20 protein-coding genes and 1 riboswitch are annotated in these 22,963 nt (G+C 63.9%); of the genes, 7 read left to right on the plus strand and 13 right to left on the minus strand.

Annotation, left to right across the window (positions count from 1 at the left end):
• Window positions 1–86: 86 nt before the first annotated feature.
• Entirely contained in the window at window positions 87–1,358 is a 1,272-nt protein-coding gene (gene mtnK, locus ACFFNA_RS28900) for an S-methyl-5-thioribose kinase (RefSeq protein WP_378923292.1), read from the plus strand.
• Window positions 1,355–2,449 (plus strand): S-methyl-5-thioribose-1-phosphate isomerase, encoded by a 1,095-nt coding sequence (gene mtnA / locus ACFFNA_RS28905; RefSeq protein ID WP_111546959.1) that lies wholly within the window; start codon window positions 1,355–1,357, stop codon window positions 2,447–2,449. The genes mtnK and mtnA overlap by 4 nt, the downstream gene beginning before the upstream one ends.
• 19 nt (window positions 2,450–2,468) lie before the next feature.
• Here the strand turns inward: mtnA and ACFFNA_RS28910 are convergent, their stop codons facing one another.
• Window positions 2,469–3,008 carry an Lrp/AsnC family transcriptional regulator gene (locus ACFFNA_RS28910; protein WP_378923293.1) on the minus strand — a complete coding sequence of 180 codons (540 nt, stop codon included), beginning with the start codon at window positions 3,006–3,008 and terminating at the stop codon, window positions 2,469–2,471.
• Between the two features lie 48 nt (window positions 3,009–3,056).
• On the opposite strand from ACFFNA_RS28910, the gene ACFFNA_RS28915 reads away from it, so the two are divergent.
• From ACFFNA_RS28915 to fba, 3 genes are all read left to right on the plus strand, one after another.
• Window positions 3,057–4,232: an MFS transporter gene (locus ACFFNA_RS28915; RefSeq protein WP_378923294.1), complete on the plus strand. Its 1,176-nt coding sequence runs from the start codon at window positions 3,057–3,059 to the stop codon at window positions 4,230–4,232.
• Window positions 4,233–4,431: 199 nt separating this feature from the next.
• Window positions 4,432–4,646, plus strand: a riboswitch (FMN riboswitch).
• 74 nt (window positions 4,647–4,720) lie between these two features.
• Entirely contained in the window at window positions 4,721–5,194 is a 474-nt protein-coding gene (locus tag ACFFNA_RS28920; protein WP_111546962.1) for a 6,7-dimethyl-8-ribityllumazine synthase, read from the plus strand.
• A 163-nt stretch (window positions 5,195–5,357) separates the two neighbouring features.
• Window positions 5,358–6,422: a class II fructose-bisphosphate aldolase gene (fba, locus tag ACFFNA_RS28925; protein ID WP_378923295.1), complete on the plus strand. Its 1,065-nt coding sequence runs from the start codon at window positions 5,358–5,360 to the stop codon at window positions 6,420–6,422.
• A gap of 59 nt (window positions 6,423–6,481) precedes the next feature.
• On the opposite strand, the gene ACFFNA_RS28930 is transcribed toward fba, so the two are convergent.
• From ACFFNA_RS28930 to ftsZ, 12 genes are all read right to left on the minus strand, one after another.
• Complete coding sequence (locus ACFFNA_RS28930; RefSeq protein ID WP_378923296.1) at window positions 6,482–7,705, minus strand: VWA domain-containing protein; 1,224 nt, start codon at window positions 7,703–7,705, stop codon at window positions 6,482–6,484.
• Window positions 7,698–9,947 (minus strand): DUF5682 family protein, encoded by a 2,250-nt coding sequence (locus tag ACFFNA_RS28935; RefSeq protein WP_378923297.1) that lies wholly within the window; start codon window positions 9,945–9,947, stop codon window positions 7,698–7,700. Before ACFFNA_RS28935 ends, ACFFNA_RS28930 begins: the two co-directional genes overlap by 8 nt.
• Window positions 9,948–9,951: 4 nt before the next feature.
• Window positions 9,952–11,031, minus strand: a complete 1,080-nt coding sequence (locus ACFFNA_RS28940; RefSeq protein WP_111546965.1) for an ATP-binding protein — start codon at window positions 11,029–11,031, stop codon at window positions 9,952–9,954.
• Window positions 11,032–11,062: 31 nt separating this feature from the next.
• Window positions 11,063–12,490: a DUF5691 domain-containing protein gene (locus ACFFNA_RS28945; RefSeq protein ID WP_378923298.1), complete on the minus strand. Its 1,428-nt coding sequence runs from the start codon at window positions 12,488–12,490 to the stop codon at window positions 11,063–11,065.
• Window positions 12,487–13,695 (minus strand): SWIM zinc finger family protein, encoded by a 1,209-nt coding sequence (locus ACFFNA_RS28950; RefSeq protein WP_378923299.1) that lies wholly within the window; start codon window positions 13,693–13,695, stop codon window positions 12,487–12,489. Before ACFFNA_RS28950 ends, ACFFNA_RS28945 begins: the two co-directional genes overlap by 4 nt.
• Before the next feature lie 298 nt (window positions 13,696–13,993).
• A complete protein-coding gene (locus ACFFNA_RS28955; protein WP_378923300.1) occupies window positions 13,994–15,274 on the minus strand; it encodes an amylo-alpha-1,6-glucosidase in 1,281 nt (426 codons plus the stop codon).
• 22 nt (window positions 15,275–15,296) lie between these two features.
• Window positions 15,297–16,337, minus strand: a complete 1,041-nt coding sequence (locus tag ACFFNA_RS28960) for an ABC transporter ATP-binding protein (protein ID WP_378923301.1) — start codon at window positions 16,335–16,337, stop codon at window positions 15,297–15,299.
• A 21-nt stretch (window positions 16,338–16,358) separates the two neighbouring features.
• Window positions 16,359–17,204 carry a carbohydrate ABC transporter permease gene (locus ACFFNA_RS28965; protein ID WP_378923302.1) on the minus strand — a complete coding sequence of 282 codons (846 nt, stop codon included), beginning with the start codon at window positions 17,202–17,204 and terminating at the stop codon, window positions 16,359–16,361.
• A complete protein-coding gene (locus ACFFNA_RS28970) occupies window positions 17,201–18,046 on the minus strand; it encodes a carbohydrate ABC transporter permease (protein ID WP_378923303.1) in 846 nt (281 codons plus the stop codon). Before ACFFNA_RS28970 ends, ACFFNA_RS28965 begins: the two co-directional genes overlap by 4 nt.
• Window positions 18,047–18,201: 155 nt before the next feature.
• Complete coding sequence (locus ACFFNA_RS28975) at window positions 18,202–19,473, minus strand: ABC transporter substrate-binding protein (protein WP_378923304.1); 1,272 nt, start codon at window positions 19,471–19,473, stop codon at window positions 18,202–18,204.
• A 35-nt stretch (window positions 19,474–19,508) separates the two neighbouring features.
• The gene (locus ACFFNA_RS28980; protein WP_378923305.1) at window positions 19,509–20,552 is read right to left on the minus strand and encodes a substrate-binding domain-containing protein; all 1,044 of its coding nucleotides are present in this window, start codon (window positions 20,550–20,552) and stop codon (window positions 19,509–19,511) included.
• Window positions 20,553–20,780: 228 nt separating this feature from the next.
• Complete coding sequence (gene ftsZ / locus ACFFNA_RS28985) at window positions 20,781–21,818, minus strand: cell division protein FtsZ (protein ID WP_111547204.1); 1,038 nt, start codon at window positions 21,816–21,818, stop codon at window positions 20,781–20,783.
• A 379-nt stretch (window positions 21,819–22,197) separates the two neighbouring features.
• On the opposite strand from ftsZ, the gene ACFFNA_RS28990 reads away from it, so the two are divergent.
• Together ACFFNA_RS28990 and ACFFNA_RS28995 are read left to right on the plus strand one after the other, a co-directional pair.
• Complete coding sequence (locus ACFFNA_RS28990) at window positions 22,198–22,467, plus strand: GntR family transcriptional regulator (protein WP_378923306.1); 270 nt, start codon at window positions 22,198–22,200, stop codon at window positions 22,465–22,467.
• Window positions 22,410–22,910 (plus strand): GntR family transcriptional regulator, encoded by a 501-nt coding sequence (locus tag ACFFNA_RS28995; RefSeq protein WP_378923307.1) that lies wholly within the window; start codon window positions 22,410–22,412, stop codon window positions 22,908–22,910. Before ACFFNA_RS28990 ends, ACFFNA_RS28995 begins: the two co-directional genes overlap by 58 nt.
• Window positions 22,911–22,963 lie beyond the last annotated feature (53 nt).

Below are 22,963 nucleotides of genomic sequence, written 5' to 3' on the forward strand. Positions count from 1 at the left end.
CGATTGACAATTGCCAGATCGCTTCCTAGCTTGGCCCGACCGCCATGCCTCCGTTATGTTCGGAGCGCATATGCGGGAGGATGACGATGACTGGGAAATTGCAGTTCGAAGCACTGTCGGTCGAGACGCTCCCGACCCGTCTTGGCGACAACGAGGCGTTGCGCGCGAAGATCGGCAAGGACACGAGCGCCTGGAAGGTCCGCGAGGTCGGCGACGGCAACCTCAACCTGGTGTTCATCGTCGAAGGCGCCAGCGGTGCAGCGGTGGTCAAGCAGGCCCTGCCCTATGTCCGCCTGGTCGGCGACAGCTGGCCGCTGCCGCTCAAGCGCTCCTTCTTCGAATACCACGCGCTGACCCGGCAAAAAGCGCGCGCGCCGGGCTCGGTGCCGACGATCTACCATTTCGATGAAGGCCAGGCGCTGATCATCATGGAGTATCTGTCGCCGCACATCATCCTGCGGCGGGCGCTGATCGAAGGCCGGCAGTTGCCGAACATTGCCAGGGATATCGGCCTGTTCATGGCCCGCACCCTGTTCCGCGGCTCCGACCTGCATATGGCAGCCAAGGACCGCAAGGCCGATCTGGCGCTGTTCGCCGACAATGTCGAACTCTGCGACATCACCGAGAACCTGGTGTTCTCCGACCCCTATTTCGATGCCAAGATGAACCGGCACACCAGCCCGCAATTGGACGGCATCGTCGCGGAACTGCGCGCCGACCGCGACCTCAAGGTCGAGGCGCAGCGGCTGAAGCATATCTTCGCCGCCAATGCCGAAACGCTGCTGCATGGCGACCTGCATTCCGGCTCGATCATGGTCACCGACAGCCAGACGCGGATGATCGATCCGGAGTTCGCCTTCTACGGCCCGATGGCCTTCGATGTCGGCATGCTGCTTGCCAATTTCTGGATGTCCTTCTTCTCGCAGCGTGGCCACGAGCAGATCGGCAAACGCGACGCCATGCGTGCCTATCTGCTCGAGGTGACCGTCGAAACATGGTCGGTGTTCCGCGCCGAGTTCTCGCATCTGTGGCGCACCGAGCGCACCGGCATGCTCTACCAGAAAAGCCTGTTCGAGAATCAGGACGACAGGCTCGGCGCCGAACAGGCGCTCGACCATGTGCTGCACCAGATGTGGACCGACCTGCTCGGCTTTGCCGGCATCGAGATCCACCGGCGCATCCTCGGCCTCGCCCACAATGCCGATTTCGAGACCATTGCCGATGAAGATTTGCGCGCCAGTTGTGAGGCCAAGGCGCTGAAATTCGGCCGTCACCTCGCCGTCAACCGGCGCCAGATCCACAGCATCGACGAGGTCAATCATCTGGCCGCGCTGATCGAACAGGAGAACAGCATTTGAACGTCGGCGACCGCCACTATCGCACCATCTGGCTGAGCGACGACGGGCGTTCGGTGGAGATCATCGACCAGCGCTGGCTGCCGCATGATTTCAGCGTCGAAAGGATCGGCACCGTCGCCGGCATCGCCACCGCGATCCGCGACATGTGGGTGCGCGGCGCGCCGCTGATCGGCGTCACCGCGGCCTATGGCGTCGCCATGCAGATGGCGGACGATCCGTCGGATGCAGCACTTGATGCCGTCTGGGAGACCTTGCACGAGACGCGCCCGACCGCGATCAATCTGCGCTGGGCGCTCGATGAGATGCGGCGCTTCCTCAAGCCGCTGCCAACAGAACAACGCGCCGAAGCCGCCTACCAGCGCGCTGGCGAAATCGCCGATGAGGACGTTGGCCTCAATCGGGCCATCGGCGAGAACGGTCTCGCCATCATCAAGGCCATTGCCGCGCGCAAGCCGAAGGGCGAACCGGTCAACATCCTGACCCACTGCAATGCCGGCTGGCTGGCGACCGTCGATTACGGCACCGCCACCGCGCCGATCTATCTGGCAACCGAGGCCGGCATTCCGGTCCACGTCTATGTCGACGAGACGCGGCCGCGCAACCAAGGCGCCCAACTGACCGCCTGGGAGATGGCCGGCCACGGCGTGCCGCACACACTGATCGTCGACAATGCCGGCGGCCATCTGATGCAGCGCGGCGAGATCGACATGGTCATCGTCGGCACCGACCGCACCACCGCCGACGGCGATGTCTGCAACAAGATCGGCACCTATCTCAAGGCACTTGCCGCCGCCGACAATGACGTGCCGTTCTATGTCGCGCTGCCGTCGCCGACCATCGACTGGACTGTGCATGACGGGCTGGCCGAAATCCCCATCGAGCAGCGCTCGGCCGACGAGGTCTCGCTGGTCTGGGGCAAGACCGCTGCCGGCGAGATTGCCCAGGTGCGCATATCACCCGAGACGACACCCGCGGCAAACCCGGCCTTCGACGTGACACCGGCGCGGCTGGTCACCGGCCTGATCACCGAACGCGGCGTCGCCAAGGCGTCGCGCGAGGGCTTGAAGGCGATGTTTCCCGAGCGCGGCTAAGATCTCACCGCAGGAGCGCCTAATAGAGCGGCTTGCTCATGTGCTTGGGCGTTGGCCACGTCGCGGTCACGCCCGGCTGCACCGGCCGCTCGAGATAGGTCGACAGGACCACATAGCTGCGCGTCGAGGTGACGCCCGGCGTTTCGTAGAGGCGTGACAGCAACCCTTCGAGCGCTCTGGTGTCTTCGGTGCGGACCTTGAGCAGCATGCAGGTGTCGCCGGCGACGGTGTGGATTTCCTCGACTTCCGGATACTGCGAAACCGCCATCAGTTCCGGGGTCTTTCCCCAACCCTTGGTGTCGATATGCACAAAAGCCAGCAGCGGCTTGTGCACCGCGTTGGGATCGATGATTGCCGCGGTATTGCGGATGGCGCCGCTGCGCCGCAGCCGCTTGACGCGTTCGTGCGCCGCCGGCGGTGAAAGCCCCACGCGATCACCGAGCTCGGCATAACTGACCGTGGCGTCATCGACCAGGACGCCTAATATTTTTCGGTCGATTGCGTCGAGCTCACGGGCCGCAGACCTGTTCTGCAGAATGCCATCTGTTTCTTCGTCCATGTTGAAATCTCCGATTGCGGCAGAATTTAATGCGGTCATTATGGTCTTATGTCGAACGCTGATCAAGTTGCACCATTGGCCGCAAGCGCCCGGGAGCCGATCCCGGCTCTCGCCTATCTCTTGACCGGATGCATCGCCGTGATCGGCTCGAATTCACTTGTGCTGGGCCCGATCGCACCGGCCGTGGCCTCGTCGTTTGCGACAAGCGTGCCGGTCGTCATGATTGCGGCGGCCGTGTTCGGCCTCGGCACCTCCGCAAGCGCCCTGTTCCTGGCACGCTACATCGACCGGGTTGGCGCCCGCCGGATGCTGCAAGGCGCATTGTTGTTGCTGGCGGTAGCGCTCGTCGCCAGCGCGGCGGCACCGACGGTGACGATGCTGGTCGCGGCACAACTGCTCGCCGGCATTGCTGCCGGTATCGCCATGCCGGCAATCTATGCGAGTGCGGCCGCAATCGCGCCGCCTGGCCGCGAAAGCGGCACGATCGGTGTCGTGCTGACCGGCTGGACCTTGAGCATGGTCGCCGGCGTTTCGCTGTCGGCCGTGCTTGCCGACCTCGTGCATTGGCGTGCCGTTTTCGCAGCGGTCGCGCTGCTGGCAACGCTTGCCTTGGCCGGCCTTACGCTGTCGTCGCTAAGCGACGTCAGGAAGAGCGGCCCGGCGCCGACACCGCTGGAGGCGCTCCGCATTCCCGGCATCGTGCCGCTTCTCATCGCCTGCGCCGCCTTCATGACCGCCTTCTACGGCGTCTATGGCTACCTTGGCGATCACCTTCACAGCGGATTGGGCAAACCGGTGAGTGCCAACGGGTGGGCAGCACTTGCCTATGGTATCGGCTTTGGCGCCGCTGCTCTCCTCGACGGCGTCATCGATCGCCTGGGCGCGCGGCGCGTCATGCCATTTGCCTATCTTCTGGTCGCCGTCGTCTATGTCGCCATGGCCGCGACAAGCGGCAGTTTCGGCCTGACCTTGGCCATGGTGGCGGTCTGGGGACTTGCCAACCACTTCGGCCTGAACGTCCTGGTGATGCGCCTGTCGGCGCTCGATCCGTCGCGGCGCGGCACGATCATGGGCTTGAACAGCGCGGTGACCTATCTGGCGGTCTTTGTCGGCACCACCGGCTTTGGTCCGCTCTACTCCAGCTTCGGTTTCGCCACCTGCGCAGCGGTTGCGGCCTTGCTCATGCTGGTTGCCGCTGCTGCGGCGGCTTGGCGCACGCGATAAAGCGGTTCATCGTTTCACGGAAACGCCGAACCGCCCTATCTCTTTGTTTGACGCAATTCCCTGGGGAAAGCGCTACGCGCTTTTCCCGGGAAAACCGTTTCACACTTTTCCTGAAATTGCTTCCAGTTGACAGACTGTATTGGCCATCAGCCTTTCACGCGATTGACAGCGGCGCCCTGCCCTTCCATACAAACGGCGTTAATGTTCTCAGGGCGGGGTGAGAGTCCCCACCGGCGGTAAGGGTTTCGGCCCAAGCCCGCGAGCGCTTTCCGACCCACGCATAGATGCGTGGATTCTTTGGGCTAGAGCGTCCTTTACGCGTCCAAGAGGACGCGTGGCGCTCTAGTGGAAAGGTCAGCAGATCCGGTGTGATTCCGGAGCCGACGGTTAAAGTCCGGATGGAAGAGAGCGAACGGAGACGGACCGCGTCAGCGGGCCGGATTTCGTATCGTGCGTCCTGATTCTGGTTCGAAACGAAGGATGGACCCATGAATCAGCATTCCCACAAAGACTATGAAACGACCCGCATCGCGGTCATTCGCGCACGCTGGCATGCCGACATCGTCGACCAGTGCGTGCAGGCGTTCGAGGCGGAACTGGCCGACATCGGAGGCGAGCGCTTCGCCGTCGATGTCTTCGACGTGCCCGGCGCCTACGAGATTCCGCTGCACGCCAAGACCTTGGCCGGGACCGGACGCTATGCCGCAATCCTCGGCACTGCCTTCGTCGTCAATGGTGGCATCTACCGGCATGAGTTTGTCGCCAGTGCTGTCATCGACGGCATGATGAACGTGCAGCTGTCGACCGGCGTACCGGTGCTGTCGGCGGTGCTCACCCCGCACAACTACCACGACAGCGCTGAGCATCACCGCTTCTTCTTCGAGCACTTCACCGTCAAGGGCAAGGAAGCGGCCAATGCCTGCGTGCAGATCCTTGCGGCGCGCGAATTGATCGCGGCCTGAGATCACCAAAGCGGCCGGATTTCAGCCCTGCAACAAGAATTGCGATCGACAGGACCTCTGAAGGTTGCGGTTGGCCTGAAATCCGGCCAGAAGCATCAGGGGCCGACCGGCGACCGGTCGGCCCGCGACGTTGCGCTTGAAACCAGATACGGGAGACTATTGGGTGGCTCGCATAACACTGAGACAATTGCTCGACCACGCCGCCGAATACGGCTACGGCGTGCCCGCTTTCAACATGAACAATATGGAACAGGGCCTCGCCATCATGGAGGCCGCCGAGGAGACCAAGTCGCCGGTCATCCTGCAGGCGAGCCGTGGCGCCCGCGCCTATGCCAATGACGTGGTGCTGGCCAAGCTGATCGACGCGCTGGTCGAAATCCACCCCGACATCCCGGTCTGCATGCATCTCGACCACGGCAACAATGAAGCCACCTGCGTCACCGCGATCCAGTACGGCTTCACCTCTGTCATGATGGACGGATCGCTGAAGGAAGACGGCAAGACGCCGGCCGACTACGGCTACAATTCCGGCATCACCCGCCGCGTCGTCGACATGGCGCATTGGGGCGGTGTTTCGGTGGAAGGCGAGATCGGTGTGCTCGGCTCGCTCGAGATGGGCGGCGGCGAACAGGAAGACGGCCACGGCGTCGAAGGCGAGATCAGCCACGACCAGCTTTTGACCGACCCGGAACAGGCGGTCGAATTCGTCAAAGACACCCATGTCGATGCGCTGGCTGTTGCCATGGGCACCAGCCACGGCGCCTACAAATTCTCGCGCAAGCCCGATGGCGCGGTGCTGGCCATGAACGTCATCGAGGAGATCCACCGCCGGCTGCCGAACATGCATCTGGTCATGCATGGTTCGTCCTCGGTGCCGGAGGATCTGCAGGAGATCATTAATAAATATGGCGGCCAGATGAAGCCGACCTGGGGCGTGCCGGTCGAGGAGATCCAGCGCGGCATCAAGCACGGCGTGCGCAAGATCAACATCGACACCGACAACCGCATGGCGCTGACCGGCGCCATCCGCAAGGTGCTGACCGAAAACCCGAGCGAGTTCGACCCGCGCAAATATCTGACGCCCGCCATGGCCGCGATGAGGAAGCTCTGCAAGGAGCGCTTCGAGCAGTTCGGCACTGCCGGCAACGCGCAGAAGATCAAGCCGCTGCCGGTCGCCGAAATGGCCAAGCGCTACAAGTCGGGGAGCCTCGACCCGAAGTTCGGCTGAACGCGATCAACCATCCCAGAGCTGCCAGGATGCTCCTGGCAACTCTGGTGGCGGCTATTTCATTCCGGTGTCTCGGTCTCGGCGCGAACCAGCTTGATGTCGGCCCCGGCCGCCCATGAGCCGATATCCTCGCGGCGCAATGCCGCCGCCATCATGTCTGGAAACAGATCCGGCGTGCAGGCAAAGACCGGAATGCCGAGCGCGGCAACCGACCCGGCCATCTTGGGGTCGTAACCAGGCCTGCCTTGATCGGTCAACGCCAGAAGCACCACGACATTGACGCCGGAACGAACCAGCGCGGCAAGCCGCTGCAGCAATTCCTGACCGTTGCCGCCTTCAAAAAGGTCGGTGATCAGCACCATATGCGACTTGGTCGGCCGTTCGATGCGATCCGCGCAATAAGCGACGGCCTGGTTGATGTCGGTTCCACCGCCAAGCTGCACGCCGAACAGGACTTCGACGGGATCGCTGAGTTCATCGGTGAGATCGACGATGGTCGTGTCGAAGCAGACAAGCCTGATCCGCACGACGGGTAACGAAGCCATCACCGCGGCGAATATCGAGGCGTAGATCACCGAGCTTGCCATAGAGCCGGACTGATCGACGCACAGCACGACCTCGTCCAGATCGACCAGCCGGCGCTGCTTGCGCAAGAACCCGACCAGCTTCTCAGGCACGATGGTTTTATGCTCGGGCTGGTAATGGCGAAGGTTGGCCGAGATGGTCCGCGGCCAGTCGATGTCGCGCTGGCGTGGCCGGTTGGTGCGTTGCGACCGATCGAGCGCGCCGCGGATCGCCTCGGCCGTCTTCTGCTCCAGCCGCCGCATCAGCTTGGCGACAATATCGGCGATGATCGTGCGCGCGATGTCCTTGGTCTTGGCCGGCATGACCGAGCGCAGCGAAATCAGGTCGGCAACGAGATTGACGTCCGCCTCGATCGCCTTGAGGAACTCCGGCTCCATCAGCATCTGCTTCAGGTTGAGGCGCTCGAAGGCATCCTTCTGGACGATCTGCACGACCTGCGCGGGAAAGAACGACCTGATATCGCCCATCCACTGTGCCACTCGCGGCGCCGAGCGACCGAGCCCGCCGCGCCGCTTGCGCGGATCGGCGGCCGCATCGCTGGCGCCATCGCCATAAAGCGCATCGAGTGCCGCCGAAAGCCGCTTGTCAGTGTCGGAAAGCGAAGTCGATTTCTCATCATCGGCGCCGATCGCCAGGCGCCAGCGGCGCTCCCGTCCGTCATCGGTCGACGCTTCGCCTATCTCGGCCTCGTCATCCATCGCCATTCCCGCCCATCAGCAAGGGTCCGAGCCGTTCCAGGTGACGGCGCCACGCCTCACCGCCATCCGGCGTTGGCGTCAGTCCGGCCGGCAGGCGTGCGGCGCGGCCGAGCACCGCTTCGATCAACCGCCGCCGCTCCATCGCATCCAGATGCGAAAAGACCCGGCGCAGCAGCGGCAGATGTGCAATGAAGGCATCTTCCTCCAGGGATTTGAGCCAGGCATCGACCGCTCCGCGCAGTGCCTCGTCATGGATGAGCCGTTGACCGGCGGTGCTGAAGAACCCTTCGAAGAACCCTGCAGCCTCGGTGACCGGTGTTCCCGGCGACAGGCGCCGTGCGATCAGGCCCGCCGCGGCGTCGGCGGACAGATGGCCGGCTTCGTAGAGCAGATGCGCGGCACAGCCCGCCACCAGCGCCGTCGAGCGCGATCCATCCAGCACGGCAGCCAGTCCATTGCGCCAGGCGTCCAGCACGTCCTGTTCAGGCTCGACCAGCTTGATCGCCTCGTCGGCCTTGCGCATCGCGCCAACCAGCGCCGAGGAAGCCTGCGCATCGAGGTCGCGAGCGGCATAGGCAAGCGCGATCCCGCCTTCGACGATCAGCCGCTCCAGCAGACCGGACAGGCGGGCCGTTTCCGTCTTGCGCGCCTCGCCATAGCGAATGATGTCGGCGAGCGGCGGCACCGATGCCAGGATTTCCAGGCATTCGCTGCTGCGCGCCGCTCGTTCCTCCAATGCCACGAGACCGGCCGCCGACGCCTCCGACAGCTTTGCCGTGATGGCGCCCTGAACCAGTGCCGCCAGCGCGTCGAGGGATGTCGCCGCGCCGATCATCTGGATCAGCCGGCCATTGGCGGCCTTCTCGATGGTCGGCCCGTAGATCAGGTTCTCGACCAGGTGAACGGCATATTCCGGCTCCCACGAGAGCGCCCATCGCTCGCGAAAGGTGCCGCGGCTGCGTCCGCTGTCGGTCAATTTACCCCAGTGCACGCCAAGCACGTTCAGCCGGTGCAGTAGTGTCGAACGAAACAGCCCGCTTTCACTGCGCAAATCGACCGACAGTTCGCGCTCCAGCGCCTCGGGCTTCAGCCGCGCCGCCTTCTGGTTGCGCTGCAGGTCCTCGATCAGCGGCGCCAGTGGCGTGTCGGGCGGAATTTCACCGACATCCGCGCCCAGAAGCAGTTCGGCTTCGACCAGCGCCCACAGCAGCGCTTCGCCGTTGAACAGGGCGGCGATCGCGGCGTCGCGCAATTCCTCGAAACCAGGCTTTGGCCGCTCACGGATTGCGGCCAGCGTACGGGCCAGCCGTTCGGCTTCGATCAGCGAGGCGGTCGAGACCATATGTCCCTTCGCTCTCAGCACCGCCGCGATCATCGCGAGCCACAGGGTCGCCGCGTCGTGTCGGCCGCGCGTACGCCACAGATGCTTGCACCAGCCAGGCGCGACGACGCCCGCGCCATAGCCGAAGCCCAGCGCCAGACGCGGCCCCGTCCATGGCGCCCAGGTCATCGTGCTTTTGCGCCGGGCGAGCCCCTTGAGAAGGGCCTGATCCTCTTTCTGCGGTCGCGTCGCCTGCAACGCAGGCACATGCCAGGCGCCGCAAACGACAGCGATCGGCCCCTCGAATTCCTTGCGCGCGGCGGTGATCTCAAGCCGCATATGCGCTTCCCGCCTGGCCTCGAAGGCGGCAAGTGGACCTTCACCATCCCGCAGCGTCGTCATGGCATCGGATATCGCGGCGAAGATGGGGCCCGGTTGCGGATTCTGCTCGATGATATCAGACCACCAACTCTCGCCATCCTCATAGCCGGCGGCCTGCGCCAGCGTCCCGATCGGGTCACGCAGATGCGGCGCCGTCTCGTTGTCGACGCCGGGCTCCGCTTCACCGGCATTGGCATTTTCCGCGCCGTCAACCGGCGCAACCCGGGCCGATGACGGCAGGTCGATGAACCGCAATGCCGCGTTGTTGCCTACAGCCCACAGGGCGGCCTGGTATTCCGGAGAGAACTCCGCGAAAGGCCAGAAGCTCGTCGAAGCCGGATCGTCTTCCGGATAGCAGAGCAGCGCCACCGGCGGCTGCATTTCGGGGCGGGCAAGCAGCGGCAGCAGCGCGGAGGCATCCGCCGGCCCTTCGATCAGCACCGCGACCGGTTTCAAGTCCTGCAACGCCTGCACCAGGCTGTCGGCGGAGCCGGGCCCGTGATGGCGTATGCCGAAATAGGAAACGTCGCGTTGCGCCATGGCGTCAGATCGCCGCGTTCAAGGCCGCGTAATAGCCGGCATAGTCCGGCCGCTTCTTGAGCACCGTTTCCAGATATTCTTCCAGCACCAACTTGTCCTGCACCGGATCCTTTATGATCGCGCCGACAAGGCTGGCGGCCAGACCTTCGGCGCCGAGCTTGCCGCTGTCGAACCAGGCCGCCTGGCTGAGGCCGCCAACCATGGTGGCGATCGCTTCGGCCGTGGACAGCGAACCGGACGGCGTCTTCAGCGTCACCTTGCCGTCTGATGTCGCACCGGAGCGCAATTCGCGGAAGATGGTCAACACGCGGGCGATCTCCTCGCCGACATTCTTCGGCACCGGCAGGTCGAGACCGCCAGCCATCTCGCCGACCCGCTTCGAGACGATCGCCACTTCTTCCGCCATATCTTCGGGCAATGGCAGCACGACGACATTGAAGCGGCGCTTCAGTGCCGATGACAGCTCGTTGACGCCCTTGTCGCGGTTGTTGGCCGTGGCGATGATGTTGAAACCGCGCTGCGCATAGATCGACGTGTTGAGTTCCGGGATCGGCATCATCTTTTCGGACAGCACGGTGATCAGCGTGTCCTGCACATCGGAGCCCATGCGCGTCAGTTCCTCGAGGCGGCACAGTTTTCCGTCCTGCATGGCGCGGTAAAGCGGCGTCGGCACCAGCGCCTCCTGGCTTGGGCCCTTGGCCAGAAGCTGCGCATAGTTCCAGCCATAGCGGATCTGGTTCTCGTCGGTGCCGGCCGTGCACTGCACGATCAGCGTCGAGTCACCCATGATGGCTGCCGCAAGATGCTCCGACACCCAGGATTTGGCGGTGCCCGGCACGCCGAGCAGCAGCAGCGCGCGATCGGTGGCGAGCGTCGCCACGGCGGTCTCCATCAGCCGGCGACGGCCGACATATTTGGGCGTTATCAGCGTCCCGTCATCAGCCTTTCCGCCGAGCAGATAGGTGAGAACCGCCTTTGGCGAAAGGCTCCACCCGGCAGGCCTTTGCCGGTCGTCGTTGCGCGCGAGCGCCTGCAACTCGGCGGCATAGGCCTGCTCGACCGGAAGACGGATGGCTGCGTTCATTTGCTGTTCTCCGGATTGATCATGTGTCGGTTCAGGGCCCGGCCAGTGACGCGTTGAGACGCAGAAGACCGAGCGAAGGCGCTGCCGGAGCCATACCGGCTGCAACAACGTCCCCGATCAATTTTTCCGCCGTCGCCGCCGTGGCGAGAAAGCCCATCGTTTCCAGTAGCTGGTCGACGCCTCGCCTTACGGCGTCATCGTTTCCCGCAACAGCGGAGCGCAGCGCCGGGAGCGCCTGGCCGTTTGTCAGGTCGGCCCATTCCAGCCAGCTTGCTTCGAGGCCCTCGGCCAGGTTGAGCGCACCAAGATATTGCGTGTCTTTCAGGATCAGCCTGACCAGGACACGCTTTCTGCGGCTGTCCAGACGCGGCATGAGGTGGAGGACGAACAGCGCCGGCTTGCCGCCTTCGGCGACAAGCGTATCGGCCATATGCGTCACCGCAGCGTCGCTCCCTGACGCGGCAACCATTCGCGCGACAAGGATATCGGCATTGTTGTCGGCGCCGAATTGCCACGCTCCGATGAAATCGGATTCAGTGACGCCGAAGCGCGCGGCAAGATCAACCAGGTTGCAGGTTTCGAACAGTTCGGCGCGGCGTCGTTCCTGTGCCGGCGATTTGAGTTTTGCCGGCGCGTAGGTGGTGCGGCGGCGGATGAAGCCGGATTTGCCTTCTGCGATGAAGGCGGCGAGTTCGGCGGTCGGATCTTCCGGCCCGCCATCGCCGGGCTGGCCGGGCTCTCCCAGCCTTGCCAGCAGCCGGCCAGCCAGTTCGCGCACCTTGCCGGAACGATCGGCGGAAAGGCTCTGCAGGAACGGCACATCATCGGCGCCGAGGCCGAAGCGCATCAGTTCGATGAGCGCGAGCCTGACCTCCGCCGGCTCGCCAGATCCCTTGGTCTCGATCAGCTGCCGAGCCGAAGCCGGTGCGGTGCGACGCATATCGGCCAGCGCGGTACGGCGGGCAGCGGGATAGAAGTCGTCCCAATTTTCCGCCGTCAGATGCTCCTGGCTTGTATGTTTTTCGCCGTCCACGCCTGACTGCCAGTCGATCCAGGGCGCATAGACGTCCGGACTGTTCTGATCCGAGGCGGCAGGCATCCAGTCCATCGGATGCAGCACGAAGCCGCGGCTGGCGACGAGCGTCACGACACGCGTCTTGCCTCTTGTGTCGCTGGCATGTTTCAGCGCGGCTCGCAAAAGCGGCCGCAGCCGCTCCGGCAGCATCGGCAAGGCAAGTTCAGGCAGTGGCGGGCGTCGTTTCAGCGTCTTCGGCGCGGCTGGCCGCAAGGCAATTTCGAGGGCCTGCGCGGCGATTGCCAGCAGCCGGCGTTCGCGCTCGTCGGGACCTGCACTGCCGGCAATCTCCTTCCACGCGGCCGGAGCCAGGTCGAAAGTCGTTCCGCCAGTGATCCAGCAGTCGCGCATGGTCGCCAGCCCGGTCTGCTCGATCTCATTCATGACAGATCAAGCCTCCCGAACCCACTCTGCGCCGCCAGCAGCTCAAGCCGGCTGCCGTTCCAAAGTGCCGCCGTTGCCTTGAGGTCGAGCCCAAGCAGCGTTGGATTGACGGTGTCGGCGATCGGCAAGGCGATGCCGTGCGGATCGCCGGCGGCCTGCCACCAGGCGGCACCCCGATCGTCCAGCAGGATCGCTCCGGGCGGCAGCATGACGGGGCAATCGGTCACCCAGGGCGCGGCGTCCTGGCGAGCAACATGGGCCGCGAGCGTATCCGATGCGCCAAGGCTGAAATCGGGCCATTCACCGGACGGGACGTCGCCCTTGCGGTCCGCCACCAGTGCCCTTAGCGGCTGACGCGCCGGATAGAAGACCAATCGGGCATCGAAGCGATCCCCCGGAGTGAACGCGTTCGACCGGCGACCGGCCGACGCCGGAAAATAATCGAGCAGGAGGGCAAATTGCGAGGTGGCGCTGTTCAGATCGAGCAGCCAGGTCGAATGGCTGACAAGACCGTCACGGCGAGACTCGATCTTCTCGCCGAGCACCTCCCAGACGCTATCGACCTGTGTCGCATCGGGATTGGCCAGCACCTGTTCGCGGCCCTCAGAGGTCGAGACGAGCCGCCTCAGTTCCGGGTCGTCGGGTGCCGATCGCCAGGCTTTGGCCAGCAGTACAAGCTTGCCGAGTTCGCGGATCGCCGCGTCCGGCCGTTCCTCGCTGCGCAGCCCCATCAGCCGTGACGGTATCTCGTCGATGCGGCCGGCAAGTGCTGTCGCCTTCATGTCGACCAGCCGCGCGGCGATCCGGCGGCAACGATCGCTGCTGTTGTCGACAAAGCCGGCAAGGCCAAGCCGCAATTGATCGGCGACCCATTGATCCAATTCATCCAGCCCTGCCGACACGGAGGATCGCGTGTCTCCTGCCCGCTTGCGCTGCGCTGCCTCGCGGCGCTCGACTGCTGCTGCGGCCTCGATATCTGCGCTTTCGTCGCGCAAGGCCTCGCCGATGCTCTTGCCTCCCGCACCGGGTGTCGGTTCCACAGGCTGCGACGCGGTCTTCCTGCGCCGACCCAGCCAATCGTTCACCCATTCCGGCGTCGAGCCGGCAGCGGCAAAGCTGGCCGGCGCGGTGGCAGCGATCCACATCAGCGCCAAAGGTGTGCTTGCAGGGAAATTTCCGCGACGGGCAGGTGCATTTGTAGCCATGGTCGCCGGTGTCGACGACCACACGGTAGGGATTGGAGCCGGAACCCTGGCACTCCCCCCAGATGAGAGCGAGCTGTTCGTTCTTTTCGAGCCGTGGCCAGTTCGATTGCTTGGTCAACTTGGAAGCGGCGCTCAACGACGCCTGGTCGGGCGCAAGCGCCTCGATGGTTTTCAAGTCAAATTCCAAGCCGCGCCTCTCGTCGCTCGAACGAATGCCGGTTGCCAGTATAGATGGCCGTTTGTGAAGAATTCTTGTAGCAGCAGAGGGATAGAGACCGATACAGCGGCCCGCAAGTATTCAGCTCGTGTGGCGCAAAAATTCGATCACCATCGCCGCCGTCCAGGTGAAGCGGCCGCCGCCGAGCGGGTCGCCGGCGAGCGGGTCATAATATTCGGCAAAGCCGCTTTCCCTGATCAAATCCAGGCTGGATTGCGTGATGCGCCGCGCGGCGTCGTGGTGGCCGGCGGCGGCGAGGCCGTCGGCGATCATGTAGTTGACCACCAGCCAGACCGGGCCGCGCCAGTAGCGCTTGGCGTCGAAACGCGGATCGTCGGGATCATGCGACGGCACGACGTAACGCGCCTTGCCGGCAAGACGCTCGACAGTGGTGGCCAGCGTCGCGGCGCGCGCTTCGGGGATGGCCGCGAAGGCTGGCAGGATGCCGCCAACGGAGGCGCTGTCGATCAGTTTTCCGGTGACGCGGTCGAGACAGAGATACTGGCCTTGCGCATCGCTCCACAGTCGCTCCATCGCCGCCAGGCCCTTTTGCGCGCGAGCACGGTTGGCGCCGGCAATTCCGGTTTCGCCCAGCGCTTCCGCGAGCTCGGCAAGATCGGCCGCGGCGCGGATCAGGATGGCGTTGAAGCCGGGATCGACGACCTGGAAGGGCGAGGCATCATGCAGCCTGGCATTGTCCCAGCCAAGCCCGCGAAAATGCTGCAGTAGCCAGATGTAGCGGTCATACTGCTCTCGTGTCGGGCGATGCGCCGGATCGGCATGCAGGGTGTCGCGGCGCGTGTAGGGCTCGACGCCCTCGGTCGGCACGCGCTCGAAGGCATCGTCCCAGTCGATCGAGTTGTCGCGGCCGGATTCCCAAGGGTGGATGATGGCGACCAGCCCCTCGCCTCCGGGGTCGCGGTTTTCGTAGAACCAGCGGTGCCAGGCATCGATCTTCGGCAGCAGCGCACGGGCGCGATCCGCGGCTGACTTCTTGTCCTTGGCACGATCGAACAGGCGGCGCACGGCAAAGCCGGCGACGGCCGGCTGGGTGATGCCGGAGGTGGCCGTCGGGCGGCCGGTCCGCCACACCTCCGGCCCGGGAAAATAGCCGTCGTTCCAGACATGGAAGACGATATGCGGCACCATGCCGTCCGGCCACTGGTGTGCGAACAGCGTCTCGATCTCGGTCCATGCGCGCGCCTCGTCATAGTGGGCAAGGCCGAGCGCGGTCAGGCAGGAATCCCAGTTCCACTGAAAGGGATAAAGGCCCTTCGTCGGGATGGTGTAGGCGCCCTGGTCGTTCTCTTTCAGCACCTCGACGGCGCGGGCGATGATGTCACTGGTGGCGGAAGCAGTCATGGATGTTCGTGGGCTTTCGATGTCAAAGGGCATTTGTGGTTTCGGGATCGAACCAGCGGATGCGGTCGGGTTTGGGCGCCAGGCGCAGGTGATCGCCGACCTGAACGCTGGCATTCGATTCCAGGATGGCGCGGAACAGGCCGCCCTCGACATCGCAGGTGACCAGCGTGTGTGGTCCGAGCGGCTCGATGACACGCACGGTGGCCTGCAGTCCCTCGCCGCCGGCATCGACGTCTTCCGGGCGGATGGCGAATTCGAGCTTCTGCCTGTCTGATTTGGGGCCGGGCAGCGTCAGCCCTGCAACGCTCCAGCTGTCGTTCGCGGCCTTCGTCGCGGGCAGGAAATTCATCGGCGGATTGCCGATGAAGGAGCCGACGAAGCGCGCGGCCGGATTGCGGTAGACCTCGACCGGCGACGCGGCCTGGACGATGCGGCCCTGATGCATGACGGCGATGCGGTCGGCCAGGCTCATCGCCTCGACCTGGTCGTGGGTGACATAGATGGTGGTGGTCTTGGAGGCGGCGAGCACGCCCTTGAGTTCGGCGCGCATTTCCAGCCGCAGAAGCGCGTCGAGGTTCGACAGCGGCTCGTCCATCAGGATGACGTCGGGCTCCATGGCGAGCGCCCGGGCGACGGCAACGCGCTGGCGTTGGCCGCCGGACAGCTGGCCGGAATAGCGCTTCAGCAATTGCTCGATATGCATGAGTTCGGCGGTGCGGGTGACGCGGCGCTCGACGTCGGCCTGCGGCAATTTCTTCATGCGCAGGCCGAAGGCGATGTTCTCGAACACGGTCAGATGCGGGAAGACGGCATAGTTCTGGAACACCATGGCGATGCCGCGGTCGCGCGGCGGCAGATGGTCGACGCGGCGACCGCCGATCCAGACCTCGCCCTGGCTCGGCGTCTCCAGCCCGGCGACGATGCGGAGCAGCGTGGTCTTGCCGCAGCCCGAAGCGCCGAGCAGCACCATGAATTGCTGGTCGGCGATGGTTAAGTCGACCTGATGCAGCGCGGTGAAGCCGCCGAAGCGTTTGGCCACGCCCTTGATTGCGATCTCAGCCATGACTTGTCTCCGTGTCGTGCGTCATCGGTTGGCGATCCCCCACATGGCGAACAGATATTTTCGAACGGCGAAGATGAAGATCAGCGCCGGCACGACGAGCGCCGCACCGCCGGCGAATTTGAGATAGAGCGGTGATTCGCCGAGGCTCTGCAAAAGGAAGGCGGTCAGCGTGCGGTTTTCGATGGTCAGCACGGCGGCGGCGAACACCTCGTTCCAGGAGATGGTGAAGGCAAACACTGCCGAGGCCGCGATGCCGGGCAACGCCAGCGGCAGGATGACCTTGCGAAAGGCCTGCCAGCGCGTGCAGCCGAGCGTCCACGCCGCCTCCTCAAGCTCGACCGGAATGCCCGAGAACAGCGAGAAGGTGATCAGCACGGCGAAAGGCAGTGCCAGCGTGGTGTGAACCAGCGCCAACCCGATGGCGGTGTCGTCGAGGCCGGTGCGGATGAACATCACCGCCAGCGGCAATGCCAGCAGCGGCAGCGGAAAGGCGCGCGTCATCAGCACCAGGAAGCGGAAGGTTCCCTTGCCCGGAAAGTCGAAGCGCGACAGCGCGTAACCGGCCGGCGCGCCGAAGCCGATGGCGAGGACCATCGTTAAGGTGGCAACCAGGACCGAGTTCCACAGCGCCCTGGCGACACCGGCGAAATTGATGAAGAAGGACAGGCTGCCAAAATCAAAGGGTGGGAAGAAGCGCTTGGGAAAGGCGGTGACCTCATCCGGCGACGACAGCGCGTTAACGATCAGGAGATAGATCGGCAGCAGCACCCAGACGCAAAGCAGGATTGCGGTGGCGATCAGCAGCCAGTCGCCGGCCTTGCGCGCATCGGCGGTCGCGGCAGCCGGTGCTTCGCTGACGGCGCTCATATCCGTGCCTCTTTGGGCACGCGCAGCACCCTGAAGAAGAACAACGTGAAGCCGATCGAGATGGCGAGGATGAGCAGCGCCGAAGCGGCGGCGACATTGCGATCCTGCAGCGTGAATTGCCAGTTGTAGGTTTCGCCCATCAGCACCGGCAAATTGGTGCCGCCAAGGGCTGCGACGACGGCGAAGACCTCGAAGGCGAGGATGACGCGCAGGATGATCGCCGTCTGCAGGCTGGGGCGCAGCAATGGCAGCGTGATGCGAAGGAAGCGCTGCCATGGGCTTGCCCCGAACACTTCCGCTGCCTCGTAATACTCCTTCGGGATGAGGCCCATGCCGGCGACGAGGATGACCATCATGATTGCGGTGGCCCGCCAGATCTCGGCCAGCGCCACGGCGATGAAGATGGTCAGCTTGCTCTGGTAACCGAGGAACATGATCGGCTTGTCGACGACGCCCAGGCTGGAAAGCAACGTGTTGAGGAAACCCGACTGGTCGAAGATGGCGAGCCAGATCAGCCCGGCGGCAAGGTCGGAAATGCCGAGCGGAATGGCAAAGACATAGAGGGCGGCACTGCGCCCGGTTTCCAGCCGCGACACCACGCTCGCCATCAGCAACGCCATGACCAGTTGGATCGGCACGACGATGGCCGCAAGCAGCAGCGTGTTGCGGACGGTGACCGGGAATTTCCAGCTGCCGGCCATGCTGCGGAAATTGTCGAGCGTGAAGGCGCCATCGCGGGTCACCGCCTCGAAGGCGACAAGCGCGAACGGGTAGAGGAAGAAGATGCAGAGGAACAGCGTCGCCGGCATCAGCAGCAGATAGGGCAGAGCCTTGCCGTGCATGGTGGTGTCCTTTGCGGTGGCACGGTCGGGCGCCCGGAGTGCAACAAACTCCGGACGCCCCCTCGGGAGGATTCCTACTTTTGTTTGACCATGATCTTTTCCGAAAACCGGTTTCCACTTTTCGCTGACGCGGTCCTTCGGTTCGGGATCATGGTCTAATCGACCGGGCAAGCGCCGTCAGACGGCTTGTCGGGTGCCCAGCATGGCGCCTTCGCCTGGTCGATGATCGCCTTGAGCGCCGTCGCTTCTTCGCCGAGCACGCCATGCACGTCTTCACCGCCGAGAACGATGCGCTCGAAGCTGTCGGTGTAGATCTGGTTGAACTTGCCATCGAGATCGCCGAGCCCCATCGGCAGCAACGCCGGCAGCGCATCGGAAGCTCCGGTCATGATGGCGATCGCCGGGCCGAAGGCCTTGACCGAGGCCGGCATGTCGTCAGGCAATTTGACGTCGACGACCGGGAAGAAATTGGTCGCCTTGAGCGTCGCGATCTGGGTTTCCGGCTTCAGCATATAGGCGACCAGCGCCTTGGCCTTGTCCATGTCCGGCGACGTCTTCGGGATGGCGACCCCGGCCACGACAGGCATGAAGCCGCGACCGGCAGGACCGGCCGGCGCCGGGAAGGCGACGAACTCGTCGGGCTTCTTGTTGAAGGCGTCGGCCAGACGCGCGACATGGTCGAACGCCACCCAGACATCGCCGCTCAAAAGCGGTTCCTGCATGAAGGCATAGTTGGTCGAGTTCGGATTGGTGTACTGCCACAATTCCTTGAACTTGTTCCAGGCTGTCTCGGCCTCGGCCGAGCGGAATTTGGTCACCATCGAGCCGGTGTAGGACGGATAAAGGAAGCCCTCGAAGAAGCGATGCTTCAGCCCCTTGGGACCGGCCGGAAAACCGAACTTTGGCGAACCGGTCTTCTCGGCGATGTTTTTCGACCATTCGATCAGCTGGTCATAGGTGATGGTGTTGAGATCGACGCCTTGCGGCAGGTATTGCAGCGCCTGCTTGTTGGCCGCCATCAGGTAGGTGGCCTGCATCCACGGCAGGTATTTCTGCTCGCCAGTGCCGAGCATGCCAAGCTTCTTGTAGGCCTCGTTGACTTTGACAGTGCCAACATCGACGCCGGACAGATCGACAAGGTCCGCGCCGGTACTGGAGAAGTCGCCATGCAGGCCACCGAGCACGCCGATGGTGCCGGTGCCCGCCTGCAGTTCGGCCTGCAGGCGGGTGAGCCAGGGGCCGGTCTCGGCGACCTGATAGTCGACTGCGCCGGCAAAACCCTTCAGCACCTCGTCGCGCATCTTCTGGGTTTCCTCGACCGGGCGCGCCTGCGTCGACCAGAACAGCACCTGCTGGGCCTGCGCGCCGCCTGAGGCGATCGATAACGCCAGCGCGGCGCCGGCGAGTGTCTTCAACGCTTTCATCATGGTCTTCCTCCCTGGATATGCGCCGTCAGGCGGCGTCAGCTTCTTGTCTGCGGTGCGGGTCCATGGCTTGCGCGCGCAACCAGCGTCGGCCGGATCAGCCGCGTCAGCGGTGCGGCAGGCTTGTCGGCAATGACTGTGAGCAGCATGTCGGCGATCTCGCGCGCGCATTGGCGGATCGAAGCATCGAACGTGGTCAGGCCCGGCGGCGCGTAGGCCGACGCGGCGATGTTGTCGAAGCCGATGACGGAGAGGTCGCGCGGCACGTCGAGACCCGCGCGAACGGCCTCCTCCATCACCGTCAGCGCCAATTCATCGAACAGAGCGACGATGGCCGTCGGCCTGTCAGGCCCCTTTAGCATCCGGTTGACGGCCTGGATGCGGGCTTCATGATCGAAGCGCGGCGCCGTCATCACATCGAGCCGCACCGACGGATCGCCGCGACGGGCAATAGCCGCGGCGAGGCCGTCTTGTCTGAGATGCCGGAAGGTCATCGGCTCGGAAATCGTCACCAGGCCGAAATGGCGGTGGCCGAGGTCATAGAGCATGTCGAACGCCTCGCCGAAGGCGTGCGCGCCGTCGGTGTCGAGCCAGTTGTAGCCAAAGTCGCTGTCGAGCAATCGGCCGTGGGCAACAAACGGAAAGCCACGCTCGCGCAGATAGGCAAGGCGCTCGTCGACTTCGGCGATACGCGTGACGACGACGCCATCGGCGCGTCCGGATTCCACAACATGGCGCAGCACCGACAGTTCCGAATGGCCAAAAGCCGCGGTGGCCAGGATCAGGTCGGCTCCGTGCGACACCAGTCCTTCGCCAAGCCCGGTGACGAACTCGCCAAGGAAGGAGTCGACAAGGTTTGGCCCGCGGATCGGCAACACCAGGCCGACGAAACCACTGCGGCCGGAAACGAGCGTGCGTGCCGCTGTGTTGGGCACATAGCCGGCCTGACGCGCCGCCTGCGCAACACGTTCGCGCGTCTTGAGGGCGATCTGTTCGTGGCCGGCAAGCGCCCGCGACACCGTCGTGATCGACAGGTCGAGGCTCGCCGCAAGCTCCTTGAGTGTGATGACGCGGGTCGTCATCGTTCCTCCCTCGAACGAATTTGAAACGTTTGTAATCGACTTTCGTAAAAATGCAAACGTTCTAAATTTCAGTTGGAAGCTTATCAAAGAGAACCTGCCGTCCGTGAGAAGCAGCTTCAGCTAAGGCGCGATGGAGTTGCAGGCGGTCACCATGCGGCGAGCCTGTTCATGGCTGAACAAGCAGCCCACCCGGCAATCCCGGGCTCGGTCAATCCGGATCGAATAAGTCTACTGAAGCGTCCGCGCTGGCGGCTGGCCAACATGGGCCCGGGCGATGCCGGCATCGGCATCCTCGGCCCCAAACGAACGATCGAGCCCCGTCGCCACCACGGAGACCCTGAAGCGGCCTTCCATGCTCTTGTCGAAGATGGCGCCGACGATGATGTCGGCGTCCTCATAGACCTCTTCGCGGATGCGGGTGGCTGCCTCGTCGACCTCGAACAGGGTCATGTCCCTGCCGCCCGATATCGAGACCAGGACACCCTTGGCGCCCTTCATCGACACTTCGTCGAGCAACGGGTTTGCGATTGCGGCTTCCGCCGCCTTCATCGCCCGGCCCTCGCCGGACGCCTCGCCGGTTCCCATCATGGCGCGGCCCATGTCGCGCATCACCGATTTTACATCGGCGAAGTCGAGATTGATCAGGCCTTCCTTGACGATCAGATCGGTGATGCAGCTGACGCCGGAATAGAGCACCCGGTCGGCGATGACGAACGCATCGGCAAAGGTGGTCTTGGCATCGGCGATCCGGAACAGGTTCTGGTTCGGGATGACGATCACCGTGTCGGCGCTCTCGCGCAGCCGCTCGATGCCCTCTTCGGCCATCTGCATGCGGCGCCTGCCCTCGAAGGCGAAAGGCTTGGTGACGACGCCCACCGTCAGGATGCCGGCCTTGCGCGCCGCCTGGGCAATGATCGGAGCAGCGCCGGTTCCCGTGCCGCCGCCCATTCCGGCGGTGACGAAACACATATGCGTGCCGGCCAGATGATCCATGATCTCGTCGAGCGATTCCTCGGCCGCGGCGCGGCCGATCTCGGGAAGCGATCCGGCGCCCAATCCTTCGGTGACATGCGCGCCAAGCTGGATCAGTCGCGTTGCCTTAGACATGGTCAGCGCCTGCGCGTCTGTGTTGGCGGCAATGAACTCGGTTCCCTGAAGCTGCTCCGCGATCATGTTGTTGACGGCGTTGCCACCGCCGCCACCGACGCCGATGACGGTGATCTTGGGTCTCATCTCGGAGATTTCGGGCTTCTTGAACTCGGCCATGCCTGCTTCTCCTTCGCCAATTGCGCGCACTTCACGATCCATCCGCGACTGCCTTGGGGAGATTGCAATCGAGCGGCATGACGCGAATCAGTCCGTTCGGATGGGTACCTTAAAAAGCCAGAGAGCGGCCAGAGGTGCAAGTGCGCGCAAGGTCAAGATTTGTGATGACGGTTTTGCACACCGTGGCACAGACGCCGGCCGCCGGGGCCGCCAGGGGCCGGCTTTGCCAACACGGCTTGCCGCGCAATGATCGAAGCGGCTATCATGTGCTTGATAAATCGCTGACTTCGGCGTTCCTGCCGCGTTCGGCCAACCAAGATTATCTACGGCGAATGTCGTCAGGGTAGATTTCAGAACGAATGAAGTAGCGCCCGCGCCAATGGCCGACAAAACACAATTCGGGTTGACCGCCGTCGACACCGTCCCCTTGCATGAGAAGGTCTATCTGGAGCTCGTCAGAGCCTTGATGTCCGGCCAGTTCTTGCCTGGCCAGAAGCTGACCTCGCGCAAGCTCGCCAAGGAACTCGGCACCAGCGACATGCCGGTGCGCAGCGCCTTCATGCGACTGCAGGCGCTGCGGGCGCTGAGCCGATGCCGAACGGCAGCGTGGAAGTGCCTGTCATCTCGGCCGAACGGTTTTCGCAGTTGACCGCCGTGCGGACGATCCTCGAAGGCTCGGCGACTGAATTTGCGACAAAGCTCATCAACGGCAACAATCTGCGGACGATCCGACGCCACTGCACCGACCTGACTTTGGCGGCCCGCAAGGGCGATATCGACGACTATCTGCGGAAGAACCACGACTTCAAATTCTCGATTTATCGCCATTGCGGCAACGAGCAGATGATCTTCCTGATCGAGACCGTATGGATGCAGGTCGGCCCTTTTCTGAGGAACCTGGCCATGGGATTCGAGGACGATCTCGCCTCCATTCTCGACATCGACTATCACGAGGAAATTGTCGCGGCGATCGAGGCCCAGGACGGCGAGCGTGCGCGTGCGGCCATCGTTCGTGACATCGACGAAGGCGCCACGCATATCCTTCAGCAGGCCAGATTTCCGGAACCGAGAAACCAGGGCGCGTACTCATAAATTCGGTTCATGTCCGCTAAAGCGCGTCGCGTTTGAACGGACCCATGCGACGC

Source organism: Mesorhizobium kowhaii (assembly GCF_042431665.1).
Taxonomy (GTDB): Bacteria; Pseudomonadota; Alphaproteobacteria; order Rhizobiales; family Rhizobiaceae; genus Mesorhizobium; species Mesorhizobium kowhaii.

What these genes read in the sequence shown, in the direction of transcription:
- ACFFNA_RS28965 (WP_378923302.1), bottom strand. Translation starts at nt 17,204, where the DNA reads ATGAGCGCCGTCAGCGAAGCACCGGCTGCCGCGACCGCCGATGCGCGC.
- ACFFNA_RS28945 (WP_378923298.1), bottom strand. Translation starts at nt 12,490, where the DNA reads ATGAATGAGATCGAGCAGACCGGGCTGGCGACCATGCGCGACTGCTGG.
- ACFFNA_RS28990 (WP_378923306.1), top strand. Translation starts at nt 22,198, where the DNA reads ATGGCCGACAAAACACAATTCGGGTTGACCGCCGTCGACACCGTCCCC.
- ACFFNA_RS28915 (WP_378923294.1), top strand. Translation starts at nt 3,057, where the DNA reads ATGTCGAACGCTGATCAAGTTGCACCATTGGCCGCAAGCGCCCGGGAG.
- ACFFNA_RS28955 (WP_378923300.1), bottom strand. Translation starts at nt 15,274, where the DNA reads ATGACTGCTTCCGCCACCAGTGACATCATCGCCCGCGCCGTCGAGGTG.
- ACFFNA_RS28935 (WP_378923297.1), bottom strand. Translation starts at nt 9,947, where the DNA reads ATGGCGCAACGCGACGTTTCCTATTTCGGCATACGCCATCACGGGCCC.
- ACFFNA_RS28910 (WP_378923293.1), bottom strand. Translation starts at nt 3,008, where the DNA reads ATGGACGAAGAAACAGATGGCATTCTGCAGAACAGGTCTGCGGCCCGT.
- ACFFNA_RS28995 (WP_378923307.1), top strand. Translation starts at nt 22,410, where the DNA reads ATGCCGAACGGCAGCGTGGAAGTGCCTGTCATCTCGGCCGAACGGTTT.
- ACFFNA_RS28960 (WP_378923301.1), bottom strand. Translation starts at nt 16,337, where the DNA reads ATGGCTGAGATCGCAATCAAGGGCGTGGCCAAACGCTTCGGCGGCTTC.
- ACFFNA_RS28920 (WP_111546962.1), top strand. Translation starts at nt 4,721, where the DNA reads ATGAATCAGCATTCCCACAAAGACTATGAAACGACCCGCATCGCGGTC.
- ACFFNA_RS28950 (WP_378923299.1), bottom strand. Translation starts at nt 13,695, where the DNA reads ATGGCTACAAATGCACCTGCCCGTCGCGGAAATTTCCCTGCAAGCACA.
- ACFFNA_RS28970 (WP_378923303.1), bottom strand. Translation starts at nt 18,046, where the DNA reads ATGCACGGCAAGGCTCTGCCCTATCTGCTGCTGATGCCGGCGACGCTG.
- ACFFNA_RS28930 (WP_378923296.1), bottom strand. Translation starts at nt 7,705, where the DNA reads ATGGATGACGAGGCCGAGATAGGCGAAGCGTCGACCGATGACGGACGG.
- ACFFNA_RS28940 (WP_111546965.1), bottom strand. Translation starts at nt 11,031, where the DNA reads ATGAACGCAGCCATCCGTCTTCCGGTCGAGCAGGCCTATGCCGCCGAG.
- ftsZ (WP_111547204.1), bottom strand. Translation starts at nt 21,818, where the DNA reads ATGGCCGAGTTCAAGAAGCCCGAAATCTCCGAGATGAGACCCAAGATC.
- ACFFNA_RS28975 (WP_378923304.1), bottom strand. Translation starts at nt 19,473, where the DNA reads ATGATGAAAGCGTTGAAGACACTCGCCGGCGCCGCGCTGGCGTTATCG.
- ACFFNA_RS28980 (WP_378923305.1), bottom strand. Translation starts at nt 20,552, where the DNA reads ATGACGACCCGCGTCATCACACTCAAGGAGCTTGCGGCGAGCCTCGAC.
- mtnK (WP_378923292.1), top strand. Translation starts at nt 87, where the DNA reads ATGACTGGGAAATTGCAGTTCGAAGCACTGTCGGTCGAGACGCTCCCG.